A 25,450-nucleotide genomic window follows, 5' to 3' on the forward strand; every position below is an offset into this window, starting at 1 on the left:
GTATTTATAACTAAATTTCAAATTTTCAGTGTTTCACCTTTTTCTTTTTCATATGATAGACCCCTCCTGCGCCCAGGGAAGCCACAGCCATGCCACCGGCTCCAATTAAGGCCACCGGCACCTTCTTCGTTTTCTGCGGAGTGTAAACGGCTGTCGCCTTCACCTGATACTCTGTCTGCTGATTATTTAAAAAGTCCTTCGCCAGGTATTCTGCCTCATAACGGAAACCAGCCTCCTCTGGGAACACAACCCCTCCGCGATAAACCGCGCTGCAGTCAGCAATCATCTTGCGCCCGGTAATCAGAGCATCCCTGCAGATGATTCCCTCCGAATCCACATACGCCTCACCGGCCCACTCCATCTGTTGGATCTCATAATTCTTTCTATCAAGCTCCAATAATTGCAGCAACTCATCTTCAAACCCTGCAAGTTCCGGTTTTTCATCATTGTGAGGAATCACAACGCTTCCCAAATGGTATCCCGGCGTCCCATATTCATGAAATACGGCCCGGAACTGAAATCCGTCTTCCCATCTGCGGTCTGAAAACTCATACCTATCAAGGGGAACCTTCTGTTCTATCTCCTGACCTGTCCTTTCATCTGTCACCGTGACAGGCGCTTCCTCCGGTATGGAATCTGCCGCCTCCACCCCCTCATAAAGCACAACATCCTCTGCAAGCTCCTCATGGGCGGGGATTACCGCCGTCTCTCTGGTGTACCCCTGCAGTTCATAGATAAGGCCGTTCCGCATAATTTCTTTTGCCGGAACCAGCATTTCTTCCGAATCACTTAGGAATGGGTCGCTGTAAACGGTAATCTGTTCATCGCCGGCAGGCTGTGCAGGACGCTGACCGATAATTTCATGCCGCACTTCCTTCAAACGGTAAAGGACACCGTCAATAACGATGTCCCCGCTAAAATCATTTCTCAAGTCTTTCTGATCGGTCGTAACATACTGTTCTTCCCGGTAAACCTCGTCGGCCGCATACGCCTTCTGACTGCTCCCCGCCAGTAAAAACACAACAAGCAGAGCCATACAGCCCGTTTTCATCAGACGGCGGCGTCTCCAAGCCAGCAGCAATACAGTCGCTGCAACTAAAAGCAAAGCTGCCGCTGCCGTCCCGCCCTGGGAATCTTCCTCTCCGTAACCTGTCTTTGGCAAATCCTCCAGTCCTTTCAAAACAACGTTCCCCTTTCCTCCCAGTTTTGACTTGTATTCTGCTGTGATCGTCCCGTAATGCCTGCTGTTTTTCAGCACACAGTCGCCCACGACACTGCCATCCTCAAATACCTGGAATGTGAATACTGCCGGATCTAACTCGTAAGTCTCAGGAGGAGTGATTTCCCTGTACTGATAGATTCCCGGTTTTTCCGGAATAAAGGAAAGTTTCCCTTCGCTGTCAGTGCTTCCTTCCAGCACCACGTTTCCACCGTCATCCAGTATCTGTATCACCGCTCCCGGCAGCCCGCCTCCCGTTTCCGCACCTATCTTTTGTATCACCACCGGAATCTTCTTATAATCCTTTACGGTATTGTCTCCTGTAATTCTCCCGTCGTCCTCCACAGTAAACTGGAATACTGTCGTATTCACATAGTAATTATCCGGTCCTGCGGTTTCCTTAAATGTATAGACACCTGGCTTCGGTTTCTTAAAGCGAACATTCCCGCTCTGGTCTGAAACACCGCTAAAGTATATGCTTCCATCCGGATTATAGATTGTGATGGTGGCGCCGGCAATCTTATCTCCGGTTGTTGCATCGACCTTAGAAATATTACCGTACTCATCATGCGGTTTGTCACCACCGTCACCAGGTTTGTGCGGCGTATGGGTAATCTTATAGTTGTAGACTGAGAATGCCTGCACCCCCGCCTGATCTTTAACCTCGATAGTCACAGGCTCCATCTTCTTAAATCCTGACGGGACCTCCACCTCCCGGATGATATAGCGGTCAGAGGACAGGCCTTTAAAAACTTCCGGCTCCTCTTTAGAAATCCATTCCCGGACAACCTGACCGTCCGTCTCGCGTACCAACTGCAGTTTCGCCCCGGCTACCGGCTTGTGGTCCTTTCCGTTTTCCTTGCTGATTTCTACCTGAATCTTCTGGTTTTCAATCACTACCTCCTGGATGCCCGCCTGGTTTGTCACCTGGAACCTTACTGGCTTTATGGCTGCATATCCTTCCGGACTGGTCTTTTCGCGGATTTCATATTCTCCTTTTAAAAGCCCGGTAAACATTTTAACGTTCCCATCTGTCAGCCATTCTTCCACCAGCCGTTCCGAAGCTGTGCCGGGATTGGAAAAGAGCTGCAGATATGCTCCCTTCACAGGTTCTTTTGTCTCTGAATCCACTTTCTCCACAAGGACTTCAATCTGCTTATTTTTCATCTCAAAATACTGTTTTTCCAGTCCGGCCTTCACCTCAACTGTAACGGGCGGTGCCTGCTGATACCCTGGCAATGGTTCCAGTTCACGGATTTCATACATTCCCGGAACCAGCCCCTTAAAGATTTCCGGTAACTCCCCGGATATCCACTCCCGTATTACCTGCTGATTCTCCAGCCATACCAGCTGCAGCCTGGTCCCCGGAAGCGGCTTCTCTCCATCGGTTTTCTGAATCTCCACTTCCAGCTTCTTATTTGAGACTTCAAAGCTCTGTTTTCCAGCCTCATTGGTGACCTCTATGATAACCGGCTCCTGTAAAGGCAGGTATCCGTCTGCCGGCTGTTTTTCCTTTACGGTGTAGAATCCCTTTTCAAGTCCGGCAAAATGCTCTGGCTCCTTTCCCGATGTCCACTCTCTGATCAATTTGTCATCGCGGTTTCTGAACAACTGTAACACAGCGCCCTCAACCGGCTCTTTTGTTTCTTCGTCCGTCTTTCCAATATTCACCTCAATCTTATTGTTCTCAACCGTAAACACCTGGATTTTATAATCCTTTGTCACGGTAATCTCAACTGGAGCTTTCAAAAGCTGGTACCCGCTTGCTTCCTCCGCCTCATAGATTAAGTATTCTCCCGCCGGAAGCCCGGAGAACCACTCCGCCGCCCCATCGGTAACCCATTCACGTATGACCGCGTGATTCTCTTTCTTCACAAGCCTCAGCTTCACTCCTGCTACCGGCTCATGGCTCTCCCCATCTACTTTTTCAATTTCTGCCTGTATGGGGAAGTTTTGGAAGGTGAATCTCTGCACGCCTTCCTGGTCTGTGATTAAAATTTCCATCAGCGGCATATGAAGATACGCCTCCGGGGATTCTACTTCACGGATTAGATACCGCCCCGCAGGTATTCCCTTAAAGGTCTCCGGTATATCCTGAGAAGTCCATTGCCGGATAACTTCCTCCTCCGGCAGACGCACCAGTTCTAATTTCGCTCCTTCAAGCGGCTGTCCATTTGCTCCGTCAACCTTCTCTATTTCCACCTCGATATGCTGGTTCTCAATTCGGAAGGTCTGCACTCCGGCCGTATCCGTAACCACGATTTTGACCGGTTCCTTTAACAGCTGATAGCCTGGTATTGTTTTGGCTTCCCTCACAAAATAGGTCCCGGCCCGCAAGCCGGTAAATGTCATCGCCTCACTTCCGGTTGTCCAGCGCCTTATTACATTCTGCTCATCGTCCAACAGCTCCAGTGATACCCCGGCCATCAGTTCCCCGGTCTCCTTATCCACCTTCTCAATCCATACCTCGATTGGATAATTTCTGACCGTATACGTCTGGAGCTCTGCTGTCGGCAGCACCACAATTTCCACCGGCTTCATCATCTGGTATCCCTCCGGGACCTCCACTTCCCTGATTACATAGGTTCCGGCAGGAAGGGCTGTAAAATGCTCCGGTTCTTTACCGGTCAGCCACTCTCTCACCACATTTCCGCTCTCTTTCTCGATGAGCTGTAATTTAGCTCCCGGCAGGAAATGCTCCGTATCCTGGTCCAGCTTTTCAATATCCACTGTGATGTGTTCATCAAACATTTCCACATATTCCGGAACGGTCATATTTTCCCTGATTTCAAAATACACCTTTTCAGCCTGGAGAAATCCGTCAGGAACCTCCTTCTCAATCAGCACATAATGTCCGGCCGGTATGTTCTTAATCACATGCGGAACTGTTGTGGATCTCCAGCTCTCAAAAATCTCTCCTTCCTCTTTTATCTCATTCCCATCGGCGTCTGTCTTCACGCTGACATGACGGATTTCCAGCAAAGCTCCCGGAACCTCGTCCATCGAGACTAAATCCTTTTTGGATATCTCCACAGAATTAGCTTCATTTGCTACCGTATACCGGTAACTGATCTGTTCCACCCGGTCTGTTTTGATATTGAACTGGAACGTGTGGACAGCAGGATCAATAAAATATCCGTCCGGCGCGCTCACTTCCTGAATTTTGAATGTGTACAGACTCACAGAGCCGTCTGCGCTCACAGCTCCAATGGGCATATAACCACTTGCCACATACCCGTTTTTGTCTGTAATCAGAATCGTCGCCGTATTTGTATCCAGGTTTGTCAGCTTAAAGGCCGCACCTCCCAGTGGCTTGTCCGGATGATCCGCATCAGACTTATAAATCTCCACCCGCCCTTCGATTCTTTTATCAACCATTTCGATTTCAATTACTTCTCTGCTTTCCGCCGATTCAAACCGGATTTCCTCTGCCCTGACATAACCAAACGGCGGCTGCTTTTCTACAAGATAATAGATTCCTTTTGGCAGCGCCTCCATCTTATGAGGTTTTAAGTCCCCTACCGCATACCCGTCAGGTATCCGCCCATCTTTCCTCTCCTGTTCCGTATAAGCTCCGTCAGAACCGGATATCCAGGTTTCCACAAGATCGTTCTCCTCATAGTCAATGGAAGGGATAAGATTCCCTTCCCTGTCATACAGGAAATTTCCGTCCGTATCTGTGATGAAAAGCTGATTCCCGTCCTGATCGTAACGGTTGTGCTTTGTAAGGCTTCCGTCCTCTGCCGCCCGGTAAACAGCCAGCTCCGCTCCCGCTATGACCTTGCCTCCCGGCTCATTTGTTTTGGCAAGCAGTACGGTAATCGGTTCGTTCACCATAGAAAAGCTTTGTGTCCTGATACCTGAGCCGACGTCTAAAACAGGAATGTACAGCGGGGCCGCTGACTTCATCCCTGACGGGACGCCTTCCTCCACCAGTACATATTTTCCCACCGGCATATAGTCAAAATGCATCGCCCCTGTCTCTGTAACATAGCACACAGCCTGAACACTTCCCGGAACCGGCTTGCTATCATAGTCATAGCCAATATAGCTGTGTCCGCCCTCTGTGATTACCGGATGGGCCGTCTTGCGGACCTCGCTTCCGTCATCCGTTGTCCATCTGTAGAACAGTTCCTCCGGATTGTAGCGGATATTTCCCGCCTCATCATATTCCGGTTCCCCCTGTTCGTTGAGCACTGCCTTGTAAAGTGCCAGCACAGCCGGATTTTCGTTATCCAATGCTTTCCCGGTTCTGGAATCTGTTTTGAGGATTTCAACAGAGGTATGGTCATCCTCCATGACAGCCCCCTGTACCTCCCCGGTTTCCAGTATGATGACCTCCACATCGCTGGAAGTCACATAGCCGGCCTCTGTCGGTGTTTTCGTCTCCCGCAGAATATAGTCGCCAGGCGCAATATGGTCAATCCAGTGCGGTTTCGTTGTCCTGACTGGTTTTCCATCTTCCCCGTATTTCAAATTTCCTCGGTCATCATATTCGTAACCGGATATCCACTCCTTCTGGATTCTGGGATTTCCCTCTAAGTCCCTGGTAATCTCCAGGTGCCAGCCCTTGTCCGAATCATCATAGACTTTATGGGCCACATAGAGCGTCAGTTCCGCTCCTTCCACTTCTTCTCTCGAAGTCATATCCAGCTTGGATATCTCAATTTTCGTAAAGTCATTCTCCAGGAAGAATACCTGCGTTTCTGTTGTCTCATTTACCATCAATCCCACCGGCATGGACTGAACATATCCCTTGGAGGAAGGTACTACCGTTTCCTCCAGTATGTAAGCTCCCACCGGCACCCTGGCAATCTCATGGGCCTTTTTATCTGAGGATGTCACCCACTCGTTATCCGCCATAGTGACTCCTCCGCCTTTGTAATAGATTGAAAGGCCGTTTTCATCCACAACCGGTTCTAATCCTGAATTGATGGTCTCCTTTCCATTTTCATCCCTGTGTACCTCCACAGACCTGGATATGATCTTATTGCCGTTCTTATCAAGGGGCCAGACAATCACATTCCCCTTCTCGTCCTCCACATAGGCCATGCCTGTCTCAGAGTCCAGCATACAGATCCGGTTCCCCCAGTCATCAAGCCCATACAGAATCCCGCTCTCCTCATCATATTCCGTTGGATCGTACTCTAAATCAAAATACCAGAGTGATACGGCCGGATTCCTTTCCTCTGTAATATCCCAGATAGCGTTCTTTTGGGAATCCTCTCCGGTAATCCGGATATCGGTGTCATTGCCTGTCTCACTTGCCGTAATTCCAAGGACAGAGTCAAACATATTCCTCTTTACCGTGACACCTTTGTATTCATGTTCCCCTGTTTTCTCTACTTTGAGCCCCTGGTACATGGTAAGCGTTGCATTTCCAACATAGGTGTTATATTTTATTCCTTTTCCGGAAAATGTGCCGTCCTCATGGTAAAGCAGCCTGACATCTCCCATCTGCTTTAATTCCGCTTCCGTCCCTGATACCGTGATGGACGACCACTCCTCAAACGTCTTTGTGGCATAGCCATATCCGGCATATTCCCCGTTCGGCCAGTAATAGAGGAACACGTCCCCTCTCTTTTTCAGCTGTTCTTCCTCCCCGCGGACCATATAGGTAATGGTATCGGAACCACTCTCGACCTTGTGGATTTCCACATGGATAGGCTGATCCTTCACAAACATCTGGTGCATGTCCTCCACCACCGGTTTCCCGTCATTCCCGATTACCTTCACATACTGGTACTTAACGGCTGGTATTTTCTTATCCGGCTCCCCATCGTCATAATATTCTACCGAATCGGAGTAAACTTCGATTGCAATCGGTTTTGAGCGGACATAGCCCTCCGGTGGATTCTGCTCCACCAGGACATAGCAGCCGGCTCCAAGCATCTGGGGCAGCTCGATATAGCCGACTCCCTGTTTCTCATTCTGAAAGCTGCCGTCCTCAAGCTCCACTTCCCCGTCACGGACGGTACTATATGCTTTGAATATCCCGACCTCTGCTCCTGTCTCATCGCGCATGATGATTTGTTCCGTCTCATCATACAGCGGCACTCCATCTTCATCAAACAGGACATCCCCGGTTCCGCCTACCCCGGTCGTGCCGGTTCCGCTCACATCCCGCTTTGCGGCATAGATTTTAAACAGCGCCCCGTCATGCAGGATATTTTCCCCTGTTTCACTGTCCAGCTTTTCTATGCGGATTCGTGATCCATAAAATTCATTTTCAAAATCCATAGGGGCAAAGCTGACAAAATTAAAAAAGCCGTCCTTTTCCAGTCCCGGCTCCCTGTTTCCAATATCTCCATTGTCATTGATGATTTCCCCATATCTGGGATCTAACACACTCCATGGTACAAGAGCCGGAGCATACTTCCGGTCTATGGCCGTGGAAACGCCGGACATCGTGTCCACCCCGTCCAGTGTGACTCCGTAATCTGTCACAGTTCCATTCCGATCCAGATACGTCTCATAATATACCTGGTCCTGCTGCCCGTGGTCCTCACTGATACTCTTGTAGTGGTAATACCCGGCTACCGTCTCATTCCCACAGTCCCTTGCGCTGTCCGGCTCCAGTCCGTATTTAAAGACCAGAAAATCCCCGTCATGATTATGAGCCTTGATTGTATGCGTTTCTTCATTGAAGCGGATCAGATACCGGCTCATCAGTTCCTCCGGCGTCATCTGGGCGTCATAGAAATACTCCGGTGACGGATTTTTGTCATGAACGGTCCCGTCTTCATCAATTTCCGGGACAAACGGCAGCTCCACCTCCTTTGGTTTGTCAATTCGATAATGCTTATTGGGAATCTCTGTCGGCTGCTGCTCTACTAAAACATACACGCCGTAAGGCAGCATGATACTCTGCCCCCAGTAATCGTCCTTTCCGCCTCCCCTGCTGGCATGCAGCGTTGTAAGGTCATAGTCCACATCATAGCGCGGGTCATCCCACTCTACGGCAAGACTTTCCCCCAGCTCTGGATGGGCTGCAAAAAAGGCTTCGTAAGCATAGCTTCCGTCCTCCATGGTTTCAAGGAGCCCTGTCTGTATTAAGTCGCTCCGCAGATATAATTTAAAATAGAACCCCAGAACCGTCCTCGCCTCCGGCCGATTGTTATAACCGCCAAACAACACGGTAAACGGATCTCTGTGGATTTTGTAGGTGTTCGTATCCTGATAGGATTCCTCCGCAATGTCTTTTGTTACCCTGACGGCCTGTTTTATGACTCTCTGGTTTACTATGACCGGCTTCTCCCTTGTCCCTGCATCCTGATCCACCCGGTACTGGCCGGGATATAAAAGAACCGCTTCTTTTATATAAGAGCCTTCCGGAACCGCATCCTTTTTTGTGAACACGGTGACAGAGCCGTTTTCATGCTGGCGGATATAATCGCCGTAATCCATCGAAACCCCATCCACCGTGATGGTCTGTTCCGGAGCCTGCGCCCGGTACGTTACTGACAGTGAGGTGCCTTGAGTCTCCCAGTCCACATCCGTGGTATCAACATGTATCGTATAAAGACCCGAAGCCCTGTCGTACTCTGCGGCAATCTCCTCCAGGTTTTCCTCATATTTGAATACGGGAACCGTCTCATAGACAGGCACCGTCTCCATTTCCGGAACAGGATTTCCGTCCCCATCCAGAATCGTCTCGCCTGGTTCATAGGTATCGGCAGCCTGTGCATATACATATTCCACCACCAATGGTTCTCCCTGCTTCACCGGCTCCTGTACCGTTTTTCTGCCAACCGTAAACCGGTAACCGTTCCTGACAAATTCGTCCGGTCCGTAAATGGCATAAAAATAGCCCGAGTCGTAAGTGCCTTTTACGATCAGGCGGTCTGTCTCCCTGTCATAAATTGCCGCGTCACTCAGGGCTTTATATCCATAACGCAGGATTGCCTTCCAAACTCCATCTTCCTCGTAAATCCGGTCCACCCGGTAAGCATCCCAGAAGGAATCTGACGCGCAGTATTCCAGAATTTCTCCAATCACCTGCTCATTCGTCTCGCCGTCCAGCTCAAGGATTGCCCAGGGATACTGATCCAGGCTGTCTTTATAACCTGAATAGGCCAGGGCTTCATTGACCTGCTTTTTCACATACGCCTTATCAATGTCCTCCGACGATTCTTTGTCCGGGTCTCCCTCATCCTCCCGCTCAATCGCCGCCACGCCGGTATTTAATCGGTTCACGGCAGAGTAGGTGAATTCCATAGGGTCCGGCTCATAGACCGGCTCTCCCGTTTCATCGTATTTTAATTTTACGGTTCCGTCCTCATGATACTTGTATTCTCCTCCGGCTGCGGTCTTATAAACGATATTGCCATTTGCATCCCGCCTCTCAGCCCGTTCTGTTCCTGTTATGACCTGTTCCTTATCTTCTGTCTCCTCTCCTGTCACCCGGTAGAATTTGGAATCCTTTGGATACCCTGACACCTGGATATCGTATCCGTCTGTGCCGTAATAGGTAACAGTAAAATCATTCCAGCTTCCATCATATTCATTGATCCGATGGCTCAAATCCGTAGTTTTGACAGAGCCGGACTTTGAAATGGCAAAAGGCGTACCGGTACGGTTGGATTCTGACAGATTAATTCCGACCCTGGAAAGCTCATATCCCTCACTTCTTGAAATTTCTTCTATATAATAGTTTCCCAAAAGGAGCGGGCGTCCAATCCACTGGTTCCCGTTATTCGTGATATTCTCCTCGTATCGGTTGGGAGCCTGTCTGCTGGTTTCGGATTCCTCTGTAATCGCAACAAAAGAAGCATCCCCATTCTCATCCGTGGCCGCCACAGCTACCAGCTCCCCTGCCAAAAACACGGTTCCGGTATAACCGTCCGGGTGGACGATATCATCATAGGCATATAGTCCATAGACAGCCCCCTGCAGAGTACCATCTCCCTGCGTCTTTCCATAGCTGCTTACTGCGTCCTGCCGGTAAAGTTCCAAATCCCTCTTATTGATATGGATTTGTCCCTCTGTACGGTGGTCATACACTTCAAAGGTATATCCCGTATCGGAATGGGAGTAGTCATTTTGCCTGATCGGCGGGACCTCACTGTCATACATCACGCCGTCCCAGGTCCAGCTCCCGCCTTCTCCTTCATCATCCTCCCCATACGTCTCGCCCCGCAATAGTTCCAGCTTTAAGCGGCTGACAGCATTACTCGGCGTTGCTTCCTCAATGCTGTTTTCGTAATCCTCCTCTAGGTCATCCTCCAGTTCCTCATCGAAATCCTCATCTTCGTCCAGTATCTCCTCATCCTGAGATTCTTCCTCCTGCTCCTCTTTCTGAGGTTTATCCGCGTTGGAAGGAGTAGCCGCTGCCTGTACCACTGGAACCTCATGCACAGAGATACCTGGGCCTTCCTTTTCTTCCTGGATTTCAGATGGAGGGGCCCGATGCCTGGCTGGCGCCAAAGAAAACGGTTCTTCTTTTTCCTCCGCTTTATTCCCCGGATACGTTCCAATCACATTGCCTCTGCCGCCTGCTTCTGATGAAGAAAATGTCACGATTTCCACTGGAATGTCATCATTATGGAGGTCATGAAGAATATATCCAAATCTGGCTTTAATCTCCCTGACCGTATAGATGCGTTCCAGATTGATCCATGTATCCCAGGCTTCATCCCGGTCCTCCTCCAAATATCCACGGGCTACGCCCTCGTCTAAGGAATGAAAGTCGCAGTTCTCCTCGCACCAGTCAACACACTGCTGCCATGCCTCCCAGGCTTCCCATTCCAGTTCTTCATTTTTGGCGTCAATTTCATCCTGCTCATCTTCATCTGCGTCGCCGTCTGCCTCATAATAATCAATAATCGGCTCCGGGTGTCCATTACAGTACGTCTTGTAATAGTCATATGTTTTCAAATCCGTATGCTCCAAATGCCCCTGCCGGTCCGTGGTAATGCGGTCCGCACATACGGAAAGGAAATCAAATCCTCCCTCTGAAGAAGGCTTCTCCTCCCAGAACTGGTCCTCCTCCAGATTGGTTCCGTCAAGCTGTCCGAAATCAAATTGCTCCCGAATCTCAAAATCAGAGTTTTCCAGAGGCTTTCCTGTTTCAGAGTCATACTTGATCAGCTCAATTTTATAATTCCGTTTAAAGGTTTCTTCATGCTCATGACGCTCATAGGGAATCTCATACCGGCCGGAGGTAATAATGGTATCCCCCTCCCCAAACTGCAGCCAGACTTCCCATGGTTCCTCTTTGCCGGCCATGGTAATCATGGCCTGTTTTCCTTCCGTGGCACTGGCTTCCGTCCAGCCATCGGGATACCAGATTTTAAATGTATTCGGCTTAATCCAGTATTGTGCAGCCGTGGAGCCCTCTTTAAAATGTCCTTTCACCAGGCCGATATTGGGATTTCCATCGGAACAGGTAAAGGTTATCTGGTTACCTGAAATCTTATAGCTCCAGGTAAGCGGCAGATCGTACTCCAGCTCCAGCTGACGCCAGTCACTGCTGTCAATCTCGAAGGTAGCGCTATAGGTCCCATCCTCATTTTCCTGCATCTTATGCTTCGGTGCATTGCTCTGGTACTTTGAGGTGAATGAAGGGATTGACCCCTCCTCCACCGCTCCATTCGTCTGATTAAAAAACTGGGTCAGAGCACCCCTGGTCTGGATCGCCATGGATGGGTCCTTGATGTTGGCAATCAGCACTTCCATCTGGTTCTGGAAATCTTCAAGCCCGTTCCAGTTTCCGCTCATAATTGCCCAGGTAGCCGCCTGTCCCAGGATATAATGCCCCTGTCCTACTTTCCCGGCCCGCTCCTGATACCCTTCAAAATTCCCGGACGAGGAAAGCGCATACCACAAAATTTCTGCGGTTTCACGAGTCAGTCCAAGCGGCAGGTTATCTCCGTCTGTATCCAGATTGTAGGTCTGAAACGTTCCCTGTGTACTTTTTCTCATGGATTTATTTGATTCCAGACAATACCCGGGTGCGTTACCTCCTGAATCACTGGCATTGGTGATTCCGTATGGCCACAGCCCGACACGGTTATGCTCCTTTCCGTAAAACGGGAAGCTGGCTCCGTCCTTTAAAAGGTTTTGTGTTCCATAATAAGTGTAGGTCTCCCCTCGTCCGCCTCCGTCCGCCCAAGAGGTGAAGGAGCCGAACTCCACGGATATAACCGGCAGCAATGAAAGCACTACCGCAAGCAGGAATGCTGTCAGTCTCCTGCACTTAACTGAATATCCTGTATTCAAAAGCGTGTTCCTCCTTTATTTAGGCACAAAAAAACACATCCAACATGGTTCTGCCTGGATGTGTTTTTTCATTCATATTGTATTGTTTGCGGTACCGAATAACTTATTGAAAGCCAGGATTATCATACTCAATACCACAGATGGGACAGGTCCATGCCGATTCCCTGGCGCCGAAAACATAACTGGTACCACAGATTGGGCAGGAAAAGCCTTTCCGGTCCAGGTAGAACGAGGAACTCATTCCAATCGTGGAGGAATCAATCCCTTTCCATTCCCCATCAATCATAACGCTATTCCACGCATGGGCGGCGTTATCACTGATGCCGCACCGCAGCCCTGCCGCATTGCTCAACAGCTTGTACGTCCTGGCAAATCCCACACATTCTGATTTTCCCAGAACCAGCACCCCGTAAATGGTGTCTGAATCCGGTTTGAATTCCCCGGTGTCATAGACAGCCCGCTCCTGGATATATTCATATACGCGTTCCGCTTTTTCCCTGTCGCTCAGCCCGTAGTTAAAGTCCGATAGAAACTCTGCTGTTTTCTGATATACGGCCGCCTCTTTTTCGTTGAGGCCGCTCACCGGATAAACGCCCCTTAGAGCCGCTAACACACGGATATCCGACATCCCCCATCTGCCGAGCTCCTCCGCATAATCTGTCTCTGCGTCATAAATAAGCTCAAGGGAATTTTCATCCAGGAAATAACTGTGGTTATCGTATGGAGTCGTAAAGCCTCTTTCATCAATAACGGATTCCGGCCCCAGCCAGGCCCCATCGCTTCCCACCTTAAATCCATCCGGCGTGATAGCATCCCTCAGCATGGCCCCGGTCACTCCCATGAAGTAATCTTTGCCGTTGTCCTTAATCCATCCGTTTTTCATATATCCGTTGGAGATATAATACCAATTTCCCTTATCCTCCAGCCAGCCGTCTCCCTGGTAGCTTCCGTCATCTCTCACATATCTCCAGCCGTTGTCATCGCCTGCCCATTTTCCTGCAAACGCAGAAACCGCCGTCATGGATGATAAAATCAGTGACAATGCAGTAATACGAATCCATTTCTTCTTCATTTTATCCACCTCCAGCCCAAAATTTGACTCGTTTATCCACTATCTCACTTTCATCATACCAAACTGCGTTTTCCCGTGTCCACTGCTTCAGAAAAAAACATGACTTTTGCATGAAAAAACAAGATTTGAGTTTCCTACGGGGTACACTCCCTGGCATATAAAATTGTCCTGGCATTATCGAATTCATAGCTGCAGGTCACAAAAGTCCAAAGCCTGGCGATACCAGATTCCCTGTCTTCCTTATACAATCCGCCTTCCAGCATCGTTTCAGCGTACTCCTGAAACGATGCCATATCTGAAAAACTTGTCATTCTCCTCACTCCTGCCCCTTCTGTACAGACAACGGCTATGGGACGTAAGCGGATTTCTTTTTCCGGGGTATAAATGATTATGTTTTGATGCTGTCTGAAATAGGACTCCTCTTTATAGTTTACGAGATCATGAAACATTGTCCCATTTTTCATATTATGTCCGTAGATAATATTATGCAGGCCAGAAAAATCTTCTTTGCACTCGTAATCTAAAAAAACAGCTCCGGCAGGATTCTCCTCCTCCTCGTATCCCACGGTCAGATATTTCCGGTTGTCCGCAGACTGCATGATTGGTTCATTGATGTTCGTCCCTTCTATAAAAAGCCAGCCGACTATTTCCGGATTACGCTCCATGAGCTGCTCAAATGGAACTGGCGGATGATAATCACCTTCCACCTCCCCCCATTCCTCTTTTTCCGCCATTTTCGCCTTGGCAAAGGTAACAGGGCTGTCCGGATCGGAATTCACGGTTTGTTCTCCCTTCATTAAAAACACCAGAAAAAACAAGATACCCACTCCGAAAAGCAGGTATCTTGCATGCATTTTATTCATTTGGCTCCATATGTTTTAAAAATTCCTCCGGTGTGACCGGCTGCGGCCCACCGCCCTCATAATCCTTTATATTCCTGGTAACGATATAGCGGGCATGGTTATGCACTGCAACCCGGTTCTGGACACAATCCTCAAAATCCTTCCAACCGCTGTCCAGCGCCTCCCTGATATCTTCTCCCGTCACATCTGCCACATCAATCAGGCTCAGGATTGTTTTAATACTATCCACGGTCCTCACGCGGTCTTTCATCTGGCGGTTCAAAATGTAGTAGATATCCGTGACAGCCGAGGCGGATAAAAAGCCTCTGATGATTCCCTTCCCAGACATCTGCAGTACCCGTCCTGACAATTCATATCCCGGACGCTGCATCAACACATCCAGCACTACATTCGTATCAATCAATACCTGCATATTTTTCAAGCCTCTCATTTCGGTAATCTTCTAAAGACATCCCCTCATCCTGGATAATTCCCGTAATGTTCTTCAGGGCGGCCTCCACATCGACTTCTCTTTTCTGTCTTCTTTTATCTGCAAGTGGCAACACAATCACCTCCACATCCATATTCTCCATTGACTTTGGCACTGTGAACAGCGTCTTCAGCCTGTCGCTGTTTATGATTTCTCTCAATACTTCCATGGATTGCACCTCCTTTGCTGTATCTCAACAGGTATCTTCTAATTCTAATTATATCCTAAACCTGTTTTCAATACAACAAAAATTACAGGCAGCAAGGGACTCAGGGCAGCCATACGCCGTCAGCTCCCACTGTGTAACCGTCCGGTGTCGTCCGGTTCACAAAAAGAGCTCCCCTGGTTCCGTCTGATACCGGATTGAAATAATACCATTTTCCTTCCACCAGATACCAGCCTGTAACCATGTGTCCCTGGGTGCCGTCGCTGACATTGTGGAGGAAGTAGCGGTTTTGGTCCTTGTCTGTAAACCAGCCTGTCTGCATATACCCGGCTTCATCAAAATGATACCATTCCAGCTTTCCATTATAGCCAAGCTGCACCCAGGTATCCTTCGGGTAGCTTCCATCTGTATACTTAAACCACCAGCCGGTCTGATCCTGGAGCCAGGTTCCAGCAGGCCCCGTCTCCGTAACTGTATTCGGTCTGACGGAACTGGAGAAACCACCACCACCGCCGCCGGAAGAACCGGAACCGGAGCTGGAATAAGTCCGGTCTGTTGTTTTATAACGGAGGATTACCTTACAGCTTTTTTCAATCCCGCCGTCCTCGGCCGTCACCGTAACAGCTGCCTCGGCGCTGCCTGCCGCACCGTTTAAGTCCTGTATCCACTTTGCCTCATGATTGGCAGTGACCATACCATCTTCAACGTTTATCATATTCTGGTCACTGACGCTCCATGTGTAGTTTCTGTTATGGGCGGCTTCCGGCAGCACAGACGCACTCAGTTGCTGCGGCGACGTAATGTTCCAGGTAAGGGTTGGATTGCTTCTCCTGCCCTCTTTCACCAGTTCAATGTCAAATACCAGTTCCTCCTTACTCAACTTCACCTCCTCCGGATGGACAATGGTAAGATCGGTGGTAGTAAATGTGATGTCCGCTTCGCAGGTATCCTTGTACTGTCCGTCCTCTGCAGTGACAACCACAAATCCCTTCTTAGACCCCGAAGCATTGGAAAGAGCATACTTATTTTCTTTCAGCCGCGCTTCATCATTTGCAATCAAAGCCTGTATCCATGCTGCATCCTGGTTTACCTCCACACTTCCGCCCTGATCCACGGTCAGCACGGAGCCGTCATTGGTCTCCCATGTAATCTTCTTATTATCTGCCTGGTCCGGCACAATTACCGCATTCAGTTTCTGGGCTGGCGTCACCTCATACCGGACAGAAGGATTTAACCGGTTGCCTTCCATGATTTTCTCTATGGAAAATGTCAGATTCTTTTTTTCCAGCTGTACCCCTTCCACATGGACGACCGTATGGTCTTCGGTTGAAAAATCAATGTTTACGGCACAGACCGCCTGTTTTCCGCCATCTACGGTAGTTGCCGTTATGTAGGTGGACCGGTTTCCGCTGGCGATGGACGCATCATATGGATTCAGCTTCAGATTTTCATTGTCCACATTGATCAAATCTGCAATCCATCTGGCCTGGTTATTCACGCTTACAAGCCCGTCCCTGTCCACAGTCACCATATCTCCATCCCCGGCTTTCCAGGTCACTGCTTTGTTATCTGCGTACTCGGGAGTGATTGTCTCATATAACCTTTGGGACGGTGTTACCCGATAAGCCACCTCCGGCTGCAACCGGTTTCCGCTCAGGACACGGACAACATCAAAGCTGATTTCCGACTGGTTCAGCGTAATATTGGACACCGGCACGGTTGTCTCGTCTGTAATTTTGAAATCCACAGTGACCAGACAGCTGGCCCGCTTCTGTCCTGCTTCTGTTGTCACGGTTACGGAGGCGTAATTCTTACCCTCTGTCGTAATCGGTTTGGACGGATACAGCTCCTGGTTGGTCACGCCGGCCTTGATTAAATCCTGTATCCACTTTGCATCCTGGTTTACGGTCACAGCACCTTTGTCGTCCACAGAAATCACATCGGTTGAGGAACCATCGGTATCCTTCACATTCCAGACCACATTTTTATTGGCGGCCGAATCCGGAATAACGGTGGCAGTCAGATGCTGCGGATCTGTAATCTTCCAGGCAATTTGAGGATTCCAGCGGGACCCGCTTCTGATTTGTTCCACTTCAAAGTTCAGCTTGTCGCGGTCAAGTACCACTCCGTTTGTCATAGCCCGGTATTTAGCTGAGACTGTGATATTCTCATCCGGCATGGTAAAGGAAATATCGGTTGTGTCGGTGTTGATTTCTTCATGATGTCCGCCATCGTCCGACACCCAGGTTAATGATCCGGGCTCCAGCTCATAATACACAGGCGGATTGCTCTCCGTATTGTTGACCGGGCTGGTGTAGACCAGCACTTTGGTTCCCGCTGCAACCGCCCCCGGATTCGCCCAGTTAATTTCCTTCACATAGTTATTCTGGGATTCCATGACGGATAATGTTCCATAGTCAACCGAAGGTACCGTCACTAAATATCCCCGGATGGGGTCTCCGGTCTTGCTGGCCGCGATATGATGGATATTGCTGTCCCCGATTGCCAAAACCCCTTCCTCTAATTCCTCATAAAAGAAACGGCTTGTCTGTTTTACAAAGCTGCCCATCTGATACAGCGAAAAATCCCGGTTATTGGAATAGTACGCCCCGATATGATGTTCCAGCCTAATCTGCGGAGTCAGCTTGTTTCCAAATGGATTCAATGCAAACTTATCCTCCGAATTGGCAAACAGGTATTCCAGATGATCTCCCAGCTCGATATTTCCGCCCTCAATAAATCCGATAAACAGACCCGCTGTCTTTAAAGCAGATGCGGTGGAAGCCCCGATGGTTCCTGCAAACCGGCCGTTCTTCACCCGTCCGCTCTGCATGCGCCCAACAAGCCCGCCGATATAATCTGCCGATGTGCTTCCCACTTTTCCCTGCACATAGCAGTTATAAACCTCACTGTCATAGATATTTCCACAAATACCGCCGACGCAGCCCTCGGAGTAAAGGGAGCTGTAACTGTCATTGGTGTCGCTGACACAATCACCAATAAAAGTGGAGTGTGCAGAGCCGCAGATTCCCCCGGCATACGCCTCCAGGCTGCCGGAAATATCGGTTCCGCCTAACACACTTCCGGTATTTTTACAATCCGAAATCATGCTGTCATAAGCCTCTCCGACAATACCGCCGAGGACGCCGGCTGCCCGGACCTGCCCTAGAGAAAAGCACTTTTCAATCACCGTGTCATTCGCTTCCCCCACAATCAGGGCCGCTTTATTCGCCGCATTTACCTGTCCGTCCACAGTCAGGTTCCGAATGGACGCGCCGTTTGTATATCCAAACAGGCCCGCATAGTTCTGGCTCGTATCACTGATTTTCAGGTTATAGACACGGTAACCATTTCCCTCTATGTTTCCCTTAAATGGATATGGTTCTGAATCTGTCAGACTTCTGTAATAACCAATCGGCAGCCAGGAAGCACTGTCATTTAAGGAGATGTCCTTCGTGAGTTCAAAATAGCATCCCTTGTAGCCATCAACTTCCTCATTTGCCACCTGATAGGCCAGAAGTTTTAAATCTTTATCATTCCGAAGCAGATATGGGGACTCCACGGTACCCTCTCCATCAAAATGATCCGACATTTCTATGCCGCCCCACAAATCCCCGGCCATCAGCAGCGCATTGGAAGGTGTGGCTTCCACAATTTCCTCCAGTTCAGGAGCTTGTTCCTTCTCCGATACCGCTTCTGAAGGTGTCGCTGTTATTCTTTCTTCCGGCATTTCCTCCCTGTCTTTTTCCTCCTCCGCTTCGGGAATATCCGCCTCTGAACGGTCCTGCTCCAGTTCTTCCTCCTCTTTTTCCGAATCTGTATCCGTTTCTGAAGCGGTATCCGTAACTTCGGAATTCTCATTGACTTCGGTATCCGCTGTTTCAGGATTCGTTCTGAGCTCGGTGTCCGTCAACTCAGGATTTTCCCCAATCTGTTCCTCTGTAACATCATAGGTTCTCCCAGCCTCTGATCTGCTTGCCGCCTTTATTTCCTGATCCGTGCGTTCGGCAATGGCTGCATAGGAAGGAAATGCGACCCCTGCAGGCGAAATCCCCATAATAGCAATCAACGTCCAGGCAGTCAAGACAGCCGAACCTTTCTTTATTCTCTTATCCATGTTTTCCTCCTCAATTTCTTATTCTGATTGATTCGCAACAAATGCCGGCCTAAATCCAATGCTCTGACTGCTTACCTCCCCCGCCGAAACACGGCCGTCCCAGGATATCTGATACACCCGGTTCCCGCCTGTCACCGGCGTTCTCAGCCAGTAGCCCATCGTATAGGTACCCGCATTTATATAATTGTTAGAATCGGACCCGTTCAGCTTCCATAAGCTGTCTTTGTACCGCGCTGCCTCCTCCAGTGACAGACAGAACAGTTTGTCCATCGAATTTCCCTGCCGCACAGCAGACTTTGTAAAACGTTTCAGGACAATCTCATAAGCGGATGATGCGCCTAAATAAGAATACCGTACCGTTGTTGCCGTGTCCGCAATATTTTCTGTGTTTTCCAGATTACGGTTTAACCACTCCCTGAGTCCGGAACCGGTCCAGTCATTGCTTCCTGAATCAAAAACAGCCTGGTCTCCTCCAATAATCTGATCGCACAGAAACAGAGCCCCTCGCTTTTTGGCGGCATCCATATAATCCGGGTCTATGCAGCGAAAAGTATAGGTTTTTCCTGCAATGGTCCGTTCCTGGACATCCCCCGTATACCAGAGCCGCTCCTGCGTCACATTCTCCCCCGGCTTTTTTAAGACATAGGCCGGGCGGATTCCCGCCTCCATCGTATCAGTCTGTTCTGCTGCAATATGGCCGCTATACTGAACCACATAGGCATGGCGATCCTCTGCCATGGTCCTGGTCCAATAAAATCGGTTTCCCGTATTCGGAGTCCAGGTCTGCAAGGTATAGGGCTTGTATGGTTCGCTCCGGATCTCTGCAAGGGAAAGGCAGAAAACACGGTCATTGATACTGTCATTCCCTTCGGCCAGCCTGATGGGGAGAATCTGTTCTGCCACAGACAGCCCATCTGCAAACTGCAGATTCAGCCAGTTTCTAATTTCCGAGGTATCATAACTCTCCCCATTTCCAAAACCGGAACATAAGGAATAGGGAATGACCCGGTCCGCTAAAAATAACTGTCCGCCCTTATAATCCGCATCTATACAGGTAAATGTCATTTCTCCCCACTCGTCCGGAAGACCGGTTTTGACCATCTGCTTTTCCCCTCTTTGAAACAGCTCCAAAAGTGTGCCGCAACGGTCGCATAAAAAATCGCCGTCCTGGTCGCTATGTCCCAGCATAGGAAGGATAACTTCCTCCCTGTAATCCGTACACAGCCGGCATGTCACAATCCTGCTTCCGCTTAACAGACATGTTGGCTCTACTACTTCTTCCACTAATTCATGGATGTGTTCTTCCGCTGCGGGAATGCCAGCATCGAAAGGCGTTGCCATCTCACTGCCAAACGAAGGAAATGTAGACATAAGAAAAAAGGCGGCCATAATCCCCGCCGCCCTGATCGTTTTCCGCCTCATAAGATAGCCCTGCCTATTCTTCCAGGGATACATTTCTTGCAATGCTGCGGTGGCTGTCGTCTTCATCCGCTTCAAAGGTTACACTCTGCCCCGCCTTCAGCTTCCGAAAACCATCCATCTGGATCTCAGAAAAATGGACGTAATAGTCAATCCCGTCCTCGTCCGTGATAAAGCCGAATCCCCTCTTTGCATCAAACCATTTCGTAGTACCTTTTAATACTTCTGACATATTTTATTCTCCTTTTCCGATGCTCCTTCGCACCTATTTTGGGGTATGAAAAAAGCAGGCTTTTTTCTGCCTGCTGCCTGACGCCGGTTACCGGCCATATCCCATTACATGTTCCTTTTAATGACTCTGGTGATAATTCCCTCAGCCACCTGTGTTTCATCATTGATCCTGGTGACAACAAAGCCAACCTCATCCTTGCGTCCCGGCAGACTGGCTGTGTTGCAGGAATGGGCTACCGCGTTAACGCCGTTATTCAGATGGATGAAATAAGTCCCCTTATAGACATCCGTAATCTTTCCAACATATTTACCCTGTCTGCGAAGGCGCATAAGATTTTCCCTATTTGTATTAGGCTGCGCCTCCTTGGCGCTCACCTCCACCCGCATATTCTCCGGTGATTCTGCTGTCATTTTCAAAACTTTTACCAAAACAATATCTCCGTTGGCAAATTTGTCATTAGCATCCACCATCCACTCCCAGGCCATATCCCTTGCTTTCAGGGAACACTCAACACCGAAAACCTCCAGACGGACCGCTTTGGGAGCCACCGCGATCACCCTGGCCTCCACAATCCTGCCCGGACGCACCATGGGGTGTCCATCTGTGCCTTCTGTAAAATAAAAGAGCTGACGTTTTCTTACCATAGCCTCTTTTCTCGAAGCAACAATACTCCGTGTCTTCTGATCCATATCCCTCACTATAAAGTCAATCTCTGCGCCCAGCATATTGTTGGCAAGCCTTGTCTGACGGTTGACCGTATCCGCATTTTCCCTGCCGTCTCCCTCCAGGTTAATCATCATCTCCTCCATAGGGATAATGACCCGGTATCCCTTATACTGGATGACAGCCACAACCCATCCGCTCTCCAGTTTTTCAATTCCGCCAAGCATACCCGATAAAATCTTTCTGGTACGAAACGCATTCGTCAGTTCATGCCAGTTTACATCCTCCTGTTCGCGCAGGGGCCTGGTCTGTCCATCCGTATCAACCGTTAGTATCCCCATTGCACCTGCCTGCAGCGCTTCCCTCGCTGTCTCTTTCGATGTTCTCACCTCTTCCTCTTTTAGATTTGCCACTCTCAAACCATCCTTTCCTCAATTATTTATAGAATCAGAGATTTTCCCTCTGCTCTAAACACCGGAACGCAAAAAAGCAGCCTCAAAATGAGAAGCTGCTTCCTGCATGTAAGTATATAAATTTCATGATATCATTATAGAATAGACAGAATCCTATGTCAATAAGCCTGGCGACGCAATATAGTCGCAATACCGTCTCATTTTTCGACTGGTCATTTTTAGATTATTGTAAAATAAATATTTTAATTTGTTTTTACTAATTGTTGTCACCATTTATTCGTTTTTCCAAAGAGTGAATCTTACAAAAAAGGAATATAATAATAACCAGGAATATTAATGCTATACCTATAACCAGAACCACTGCCGTTTGAGTTGTTACTATTTCTTGAATCATATTCAAAATATTATCCAAAAAGAATTTATTCTGCATTATAAATGCTCCTAAAAACATAATTGTAAGTAATAGCACAGTCGTAACTGCTCGTTGAAAATACTCCTGCGCCATTGTCATATAGTCTACCTTAATATTTATTTCTTTTTGGTTTTTTTTAATAGCATTATATTGGATGACCAGAATTTGCTTCTTTTTATCCATTGCTTCTGTTAACATAAAATCTGGAAAACCTAATGTATTATAATTTCGTCTTTTTAGTGTCCTTATTGCATATTGAATTGCTCTGCATAAATAAATAATCGTTAATGCGATTAAAAGGACCACTGCATAGTTTAAAGATTCTGTTTGCAGAATAGGACTAAAGATGAATTCCTTAGCCATATTAATTAACACTGTAGTAGCAACAGCAAACGTTCCTATGAATATTGTTGCTTTAGATTCTACCTCTTTTTTTCGATCTTCTTCACTTCTTTTATTATCTTCCAAATATTTTAGTTTCATATCAATTTCATCATCATTAAATTTACAGTCTTCAATAGTTATTTGACGTATGCTAACTTCATCTAAGGGATCTAATAATGGCCAAAAAAATTCTCTTATACTTTTCAACGTTTTTACCACACCCATCAGCGACTCCCTTCGCTTAGCAAATTTACAATTTCCTTACTGATAGGAAATCCTAAACGTATTTCTAACCAAGCCCATTGCCCATTAGGATTACATTCTAAAAATATGTATTTTCCAGTATTGTCCAGTATTAAGTCTATGGCCGAATACTTTAACCCCAACTTTTTAGTCATCTCAATACATTTTTCTTTTATTGCATTTGGCAACTCATGTTTAATATGTTTTAAAAAACTCTTACCTCTTCTCCAGTCAATTTTTGAATCTTCATACTCCTGTGATTCAATTTGCGCACAATATACTTGTTTTCCGATTACAATACATCTCAAATCATACCGCTTATGTATATTTTCTTGTAAATATACTGGAAAATCTGCAATTCTTGTTTTATCTTCATAAAAATCTTTTTCAATTTGAGATGTGAAAATTATCTTTGAGGATGTTTTAATATCAACATTTCCTGATTTTATTGGTTTGATAATGCAATCTTTATTATATCTATTTACCATGCTGATAACTGTTTCTGGAATATTGGTAATTAGTGATGTAGGAATTATAAATCCCAATTCTCTCGCCACTTGCAATTGATAAATTTTATTTTCTGCTTCTCTAATTTTATATATATTATTTAACCAACAACGGTTTTCTAATATTTTATAGATTCCTTCTAATAAATAAGCAAGTTCCCCACGTAAATATTCTCTCTCCTGTTCACTAATTTCATCTAAGTATTCCAACCCAGCTACCTGTGCTCGTCTAAAATAAACGGCCGAAATTTGACTAAGATCAATTTGAATATTTTTTATTTTGTCAACTAATACAAATTTATCATCTTCTATAGAAAATATGACGTCTATCTTCTGTGGAATATCTTCTGTATTCAAACGATAATATTCTAACCGTTGATTTCTCAATTCTCGTACAACAAAATCAGATGTTACATCATCCTTATTAGTCAAGATAATAATCATCTTCATCATCTCTTTCTCTGTCTGCAAATGTCTTTGATATAAGTTCTAATAAAGAAAAAACGTCTTCATCGTCACGTTCCCTACTCTCTGCAGTTTTTGTAGTTAACTCTGTAAAACTAATCTCCTCTTCATCGCGTTCACGAGTAACTTCCGTCTTTGTTTCCAGTTCACATGCCCTATACTCATCATCATCACTTTCTCTCGCCACACGGGTTTCTGTCTGCGCCAAACAATCAGCTTCACCGCACCCTATGAATTCCAAATCTTGATTGCTTGCCAAAACATTCATATCTCTTACATAATCGTATACAAACACTTTGTTCATGTCACCCGTTCTTGGTGTAACATAATCTAAAATAATAGGTCTACTCACAAATACATCCCCCGTTCTTCCAATAATTTGCGTCACTTCATAATACTTTATTTTACCACAACAACCATCTTTTTTCCACGAAATATATTTTAGCTTTTTGACAATTCAATATTAGAACTTATTCTTCTCCCACAACAGTCTGCTAAAATAAACAAATTTTCCATCCAGCCAGCGGCAGATCCGGTTCTCCACCAAGTATTCCTCACTACAGCATTCCGGATTATCCTTGTCCCAACCGGTAAACATCAAAAATCCTTCTACTCCCTCATAGGGAACCAAGGCCTGAGCCGCGCGCAGTACCGCCGCCCTGTCCGTGTAATCAATATCCACGTCAAACTCTGCCTTCATAATATTTGCAAATCCCAAAAATATAATAGGACTCTCAAAAATCATCATCCCCTGCATAGCTCCTCCTTAAATTATTGAAACAAATCCTCCACCTTCTCTATCCGGCCACGTCCTCCCTCCTGGTCTTTCGGATCATTGCCGTTCTTCTTTCCTTCTCCCCTGTCATGAAAAACAGTATGTAACTGTAGCGGTTCTTCCTCTGCGTCCTCCTTCCCTTCACCCCAGGCAGAAGACTGGGGTTTCCGCCTGCTATCCTCCGCCTGCTCCCGCTCTTTTGCGTTTTTCTCCGCCTGCTCCCACCATTCCGGCACATGTACCCCTGTCTTTTCCGGTTTCAGGTATTTGGCCTCCGGGTGCCTGGTATAATCAATTTTTTTAACCCGAAGCACCTTTTGCCCCCGGATAATCAGCAATGCCTGGTCAAGAGGAAACCGCAGCACCTCATCAGGAAGTAGCAACATTCTTTTTCCCACGGAGGCAGATTCCGAATAGTCCGGAACATAGTCCGTCATCCTCATGGTCTGGTAACTTTTGCGGATGGACGATACCCCAACTGTAATCTCTCCCGAACGGTCACTGAAATAGGTTGCCGTTGTCATATCATTGCAGCCCAGAAATAATGAGGTGTCACACCCTCCCAAAATCTCCTCCCACTGTCCGTCAGGATAGCGGTTTTGAAGCTGTGGAATATTTTGATACAAAATACACATTCCAATCTGCCTGCTCCTTGCTGTAGCCAGTTTTTTCTTAAAATCCGGGACAACTCCTAATAGCGATAGGTAAGCCTCTGGTGTTTCCACCTCGGGCTTTTCCCCCGCTCCACACCGTGCGTGATAGTTTCCCATCACACGGCGTTCCACCGACTAAGATTACTTTTTAGTGCCTAT

General features: G+C 47.5%; 14 protein-coding genes. All 14 read right to left on the reverse strand.

Annotation, left to right across the window (positions count from 1 at the left end; genetic code table 11):
- Positions 1-25: 25 nt before the first annotated feature.
- Positions 26-12,439 carry an MSCRAMM family protein gene (locus H8S75_RS29550; RefSeq protein ID WP_187024572.1) on the reverse strand — a complete coding sequence of 4,138 codons (12,414 nt, stop codon included), beginning with the start codon at positions 12,437-12,439 and terminating at the stop codon, positions 26-28.
- Between the two features lie 103 nt (positions 12,440-12,542).
- The gene (locus tag H8S75_RS29555; RefSeq protein ID WP_187024573.1) at positions 12,543-13,511 is read right to left on the reverse strand and encodes a transglutaminase domain-containing protein; all 969 of its coding nucleotides are present in this window, start codon (positions 13,509-13,511) and stop codon (positions 12,543-12,545) included.
- 134 nt (positions 13,512-13,645) lie between these two features.
- On the reverse strand, positions 13,646-14,308 hold the full coding sequence (locus H8S75_RS29560; protein WP_187024574.1) for a class B sortase: 663 nt from the start codon (positions 14,306-14,308) through the stop codon (positions 13,646-13,648).
- A 58-nt stretch (positions 14,309-14,366) separates the two neighbouring features.
- Positions 14,367-14,786 carry a PIN domain-containing protein gene (locus H8S75_RS29565; RefSeq protein ID WP_055176239.1) on the reverse strand — a complete coding sequence of 140 codons (420 nt, stop codon included), beginning with the start codon at positions 14,784-14,786 and terminating at the stop codon, positions 14,367-14,369.
- On the reverse strand, positions 14,770-15,012 hold the full coding sequence (locus H8S75_RS29570; RefSeq protein WP_002570131.1) for a hypothetical protein: 243 nt from the start codon (positions 15,010-15,012) through the stop codon (positions 14,770-14,772). Before H8S75_RS29570 ends, H8S75_RS29565 begins: the two co-directional genes overlap by 17 nt.
- A gap of 100 nt (positions 15,013-15,112) precedes the next feature.
- Positions 15,113-19,126 (reverse strand): Ig-like domain-containing protein, encoded by a 4,014-nt coding sequence (locus H8S75_RS29575; RefSeq protein ID WP_187024575.1) that lies wholly within the window; start codon positions 19,124-19,126, stop codon positions 15,113-15,115.
- Positions 19,127-19,144: 18 nt separating this feature from the next.
- The gene (locus H8S75_RS29580) at positions 19,145-20,548 is read right to left on the reverse strand and encodes a DUF6273 domain-containing protein (RefSeq protein ID WP_157386407.1); all 1,404 of its coding nucleotides are present in this window, start codon (positions 20,546-20,548) and stop codon (positions 19,145-19,147) included.
- A 13-nt stretch (positions 20,549-20,561) separates the two neighbouring features.
- Entirely contained in the window at positions 20,562-20,777 is a 216-nt protein-coding gene (locus H8S75_RS29585; RefSeq protein WP_002570134.1) for a cold shock domain-containing protein, read from the reverse strand.
- Between the two features lie 104 nt (positions 20,778-20,881).
- A complete protein-coding gene (locus H8S75_RS29590) occupies positions 20,882-21,853 on the reverse strand; it encodes a S1 RNA-binding domain-containing protein (protein WP_235623326.1) in 972 nt (323 codons plus the stop codon).
- Between the two features lie 256 nt (positions 21,854-22,109).
- Positions 22,110-22,874 carry a hypothetical protein gene (locus H8S75_RS29595; RefSeq protein ID WP_187024576.1) on the reverse strand — a complete coding sequence of 255 codons (765 nt, stop codon included), beginning with the start codon at positions 22,872-22,874 and terminating at the stop codon, positions 22,110-22,112.
- Positions 22,874-23,842, reverse strand: coding sequence for an MvdC/MvdD family ATP grasp protein (locus H8S75_RS29600; RefSeq protein ID WP_187024577.1), 969 nt, complete (start codon positions 23,840-23,842; stop codon positions 22,874-22,876). The genes H8S75_RS29595 and H8S75_RS29600 overlap by 1 nt, the downstream gene beginning before the upstream one ends.
- Complete coding sequence (locus H8S75_RS29605; protein WP_055176255.1) at positions 23,823-24,215, reverse strand: hypothetical protein; 393 nt, start codon at positions 24,213-24,215, stop codon at positions 23,823-23,825. Before H8S75_RS29605 ends, H8S75_RS29600 begins: the two co-directional genes overlap by 20 nt.
- 111 nt (positions 24,216-24,326) lie before the next feature.
- Positions 24,327-24,620, reverse strand: coding sequence for a hypothetical protein (locus H8S75_RS29610; RefSeq protein ID WP_187024578.1), 294 nt, complete (start codon positions 24,618-24,620; stop codon positions 24,327-24,329).
- Positions 24,621-24,634: 14 nt separating this feature from the next.
- Entirely contained in the window at positions 24,635-25,408 is a 774-nt protein-coding gene (locus H8S75_RS29615) for a type IV secretory system conjugative DNA transfer family protein (protein ID WP_243270521.1), read from the reverse strand.
- Positions 25,409-25,450 lie beyond the last annotated feature (42 nt).

Origin of the sequence: Hungatella hominis (genome assembly GCF_014288005.1) — a bacterium.
Lineage (GTDB): Bacteria > Bacillota > Clostridia > Lachnospirales > Lachnospiraceae > Hungatella > Hungatella effluvii.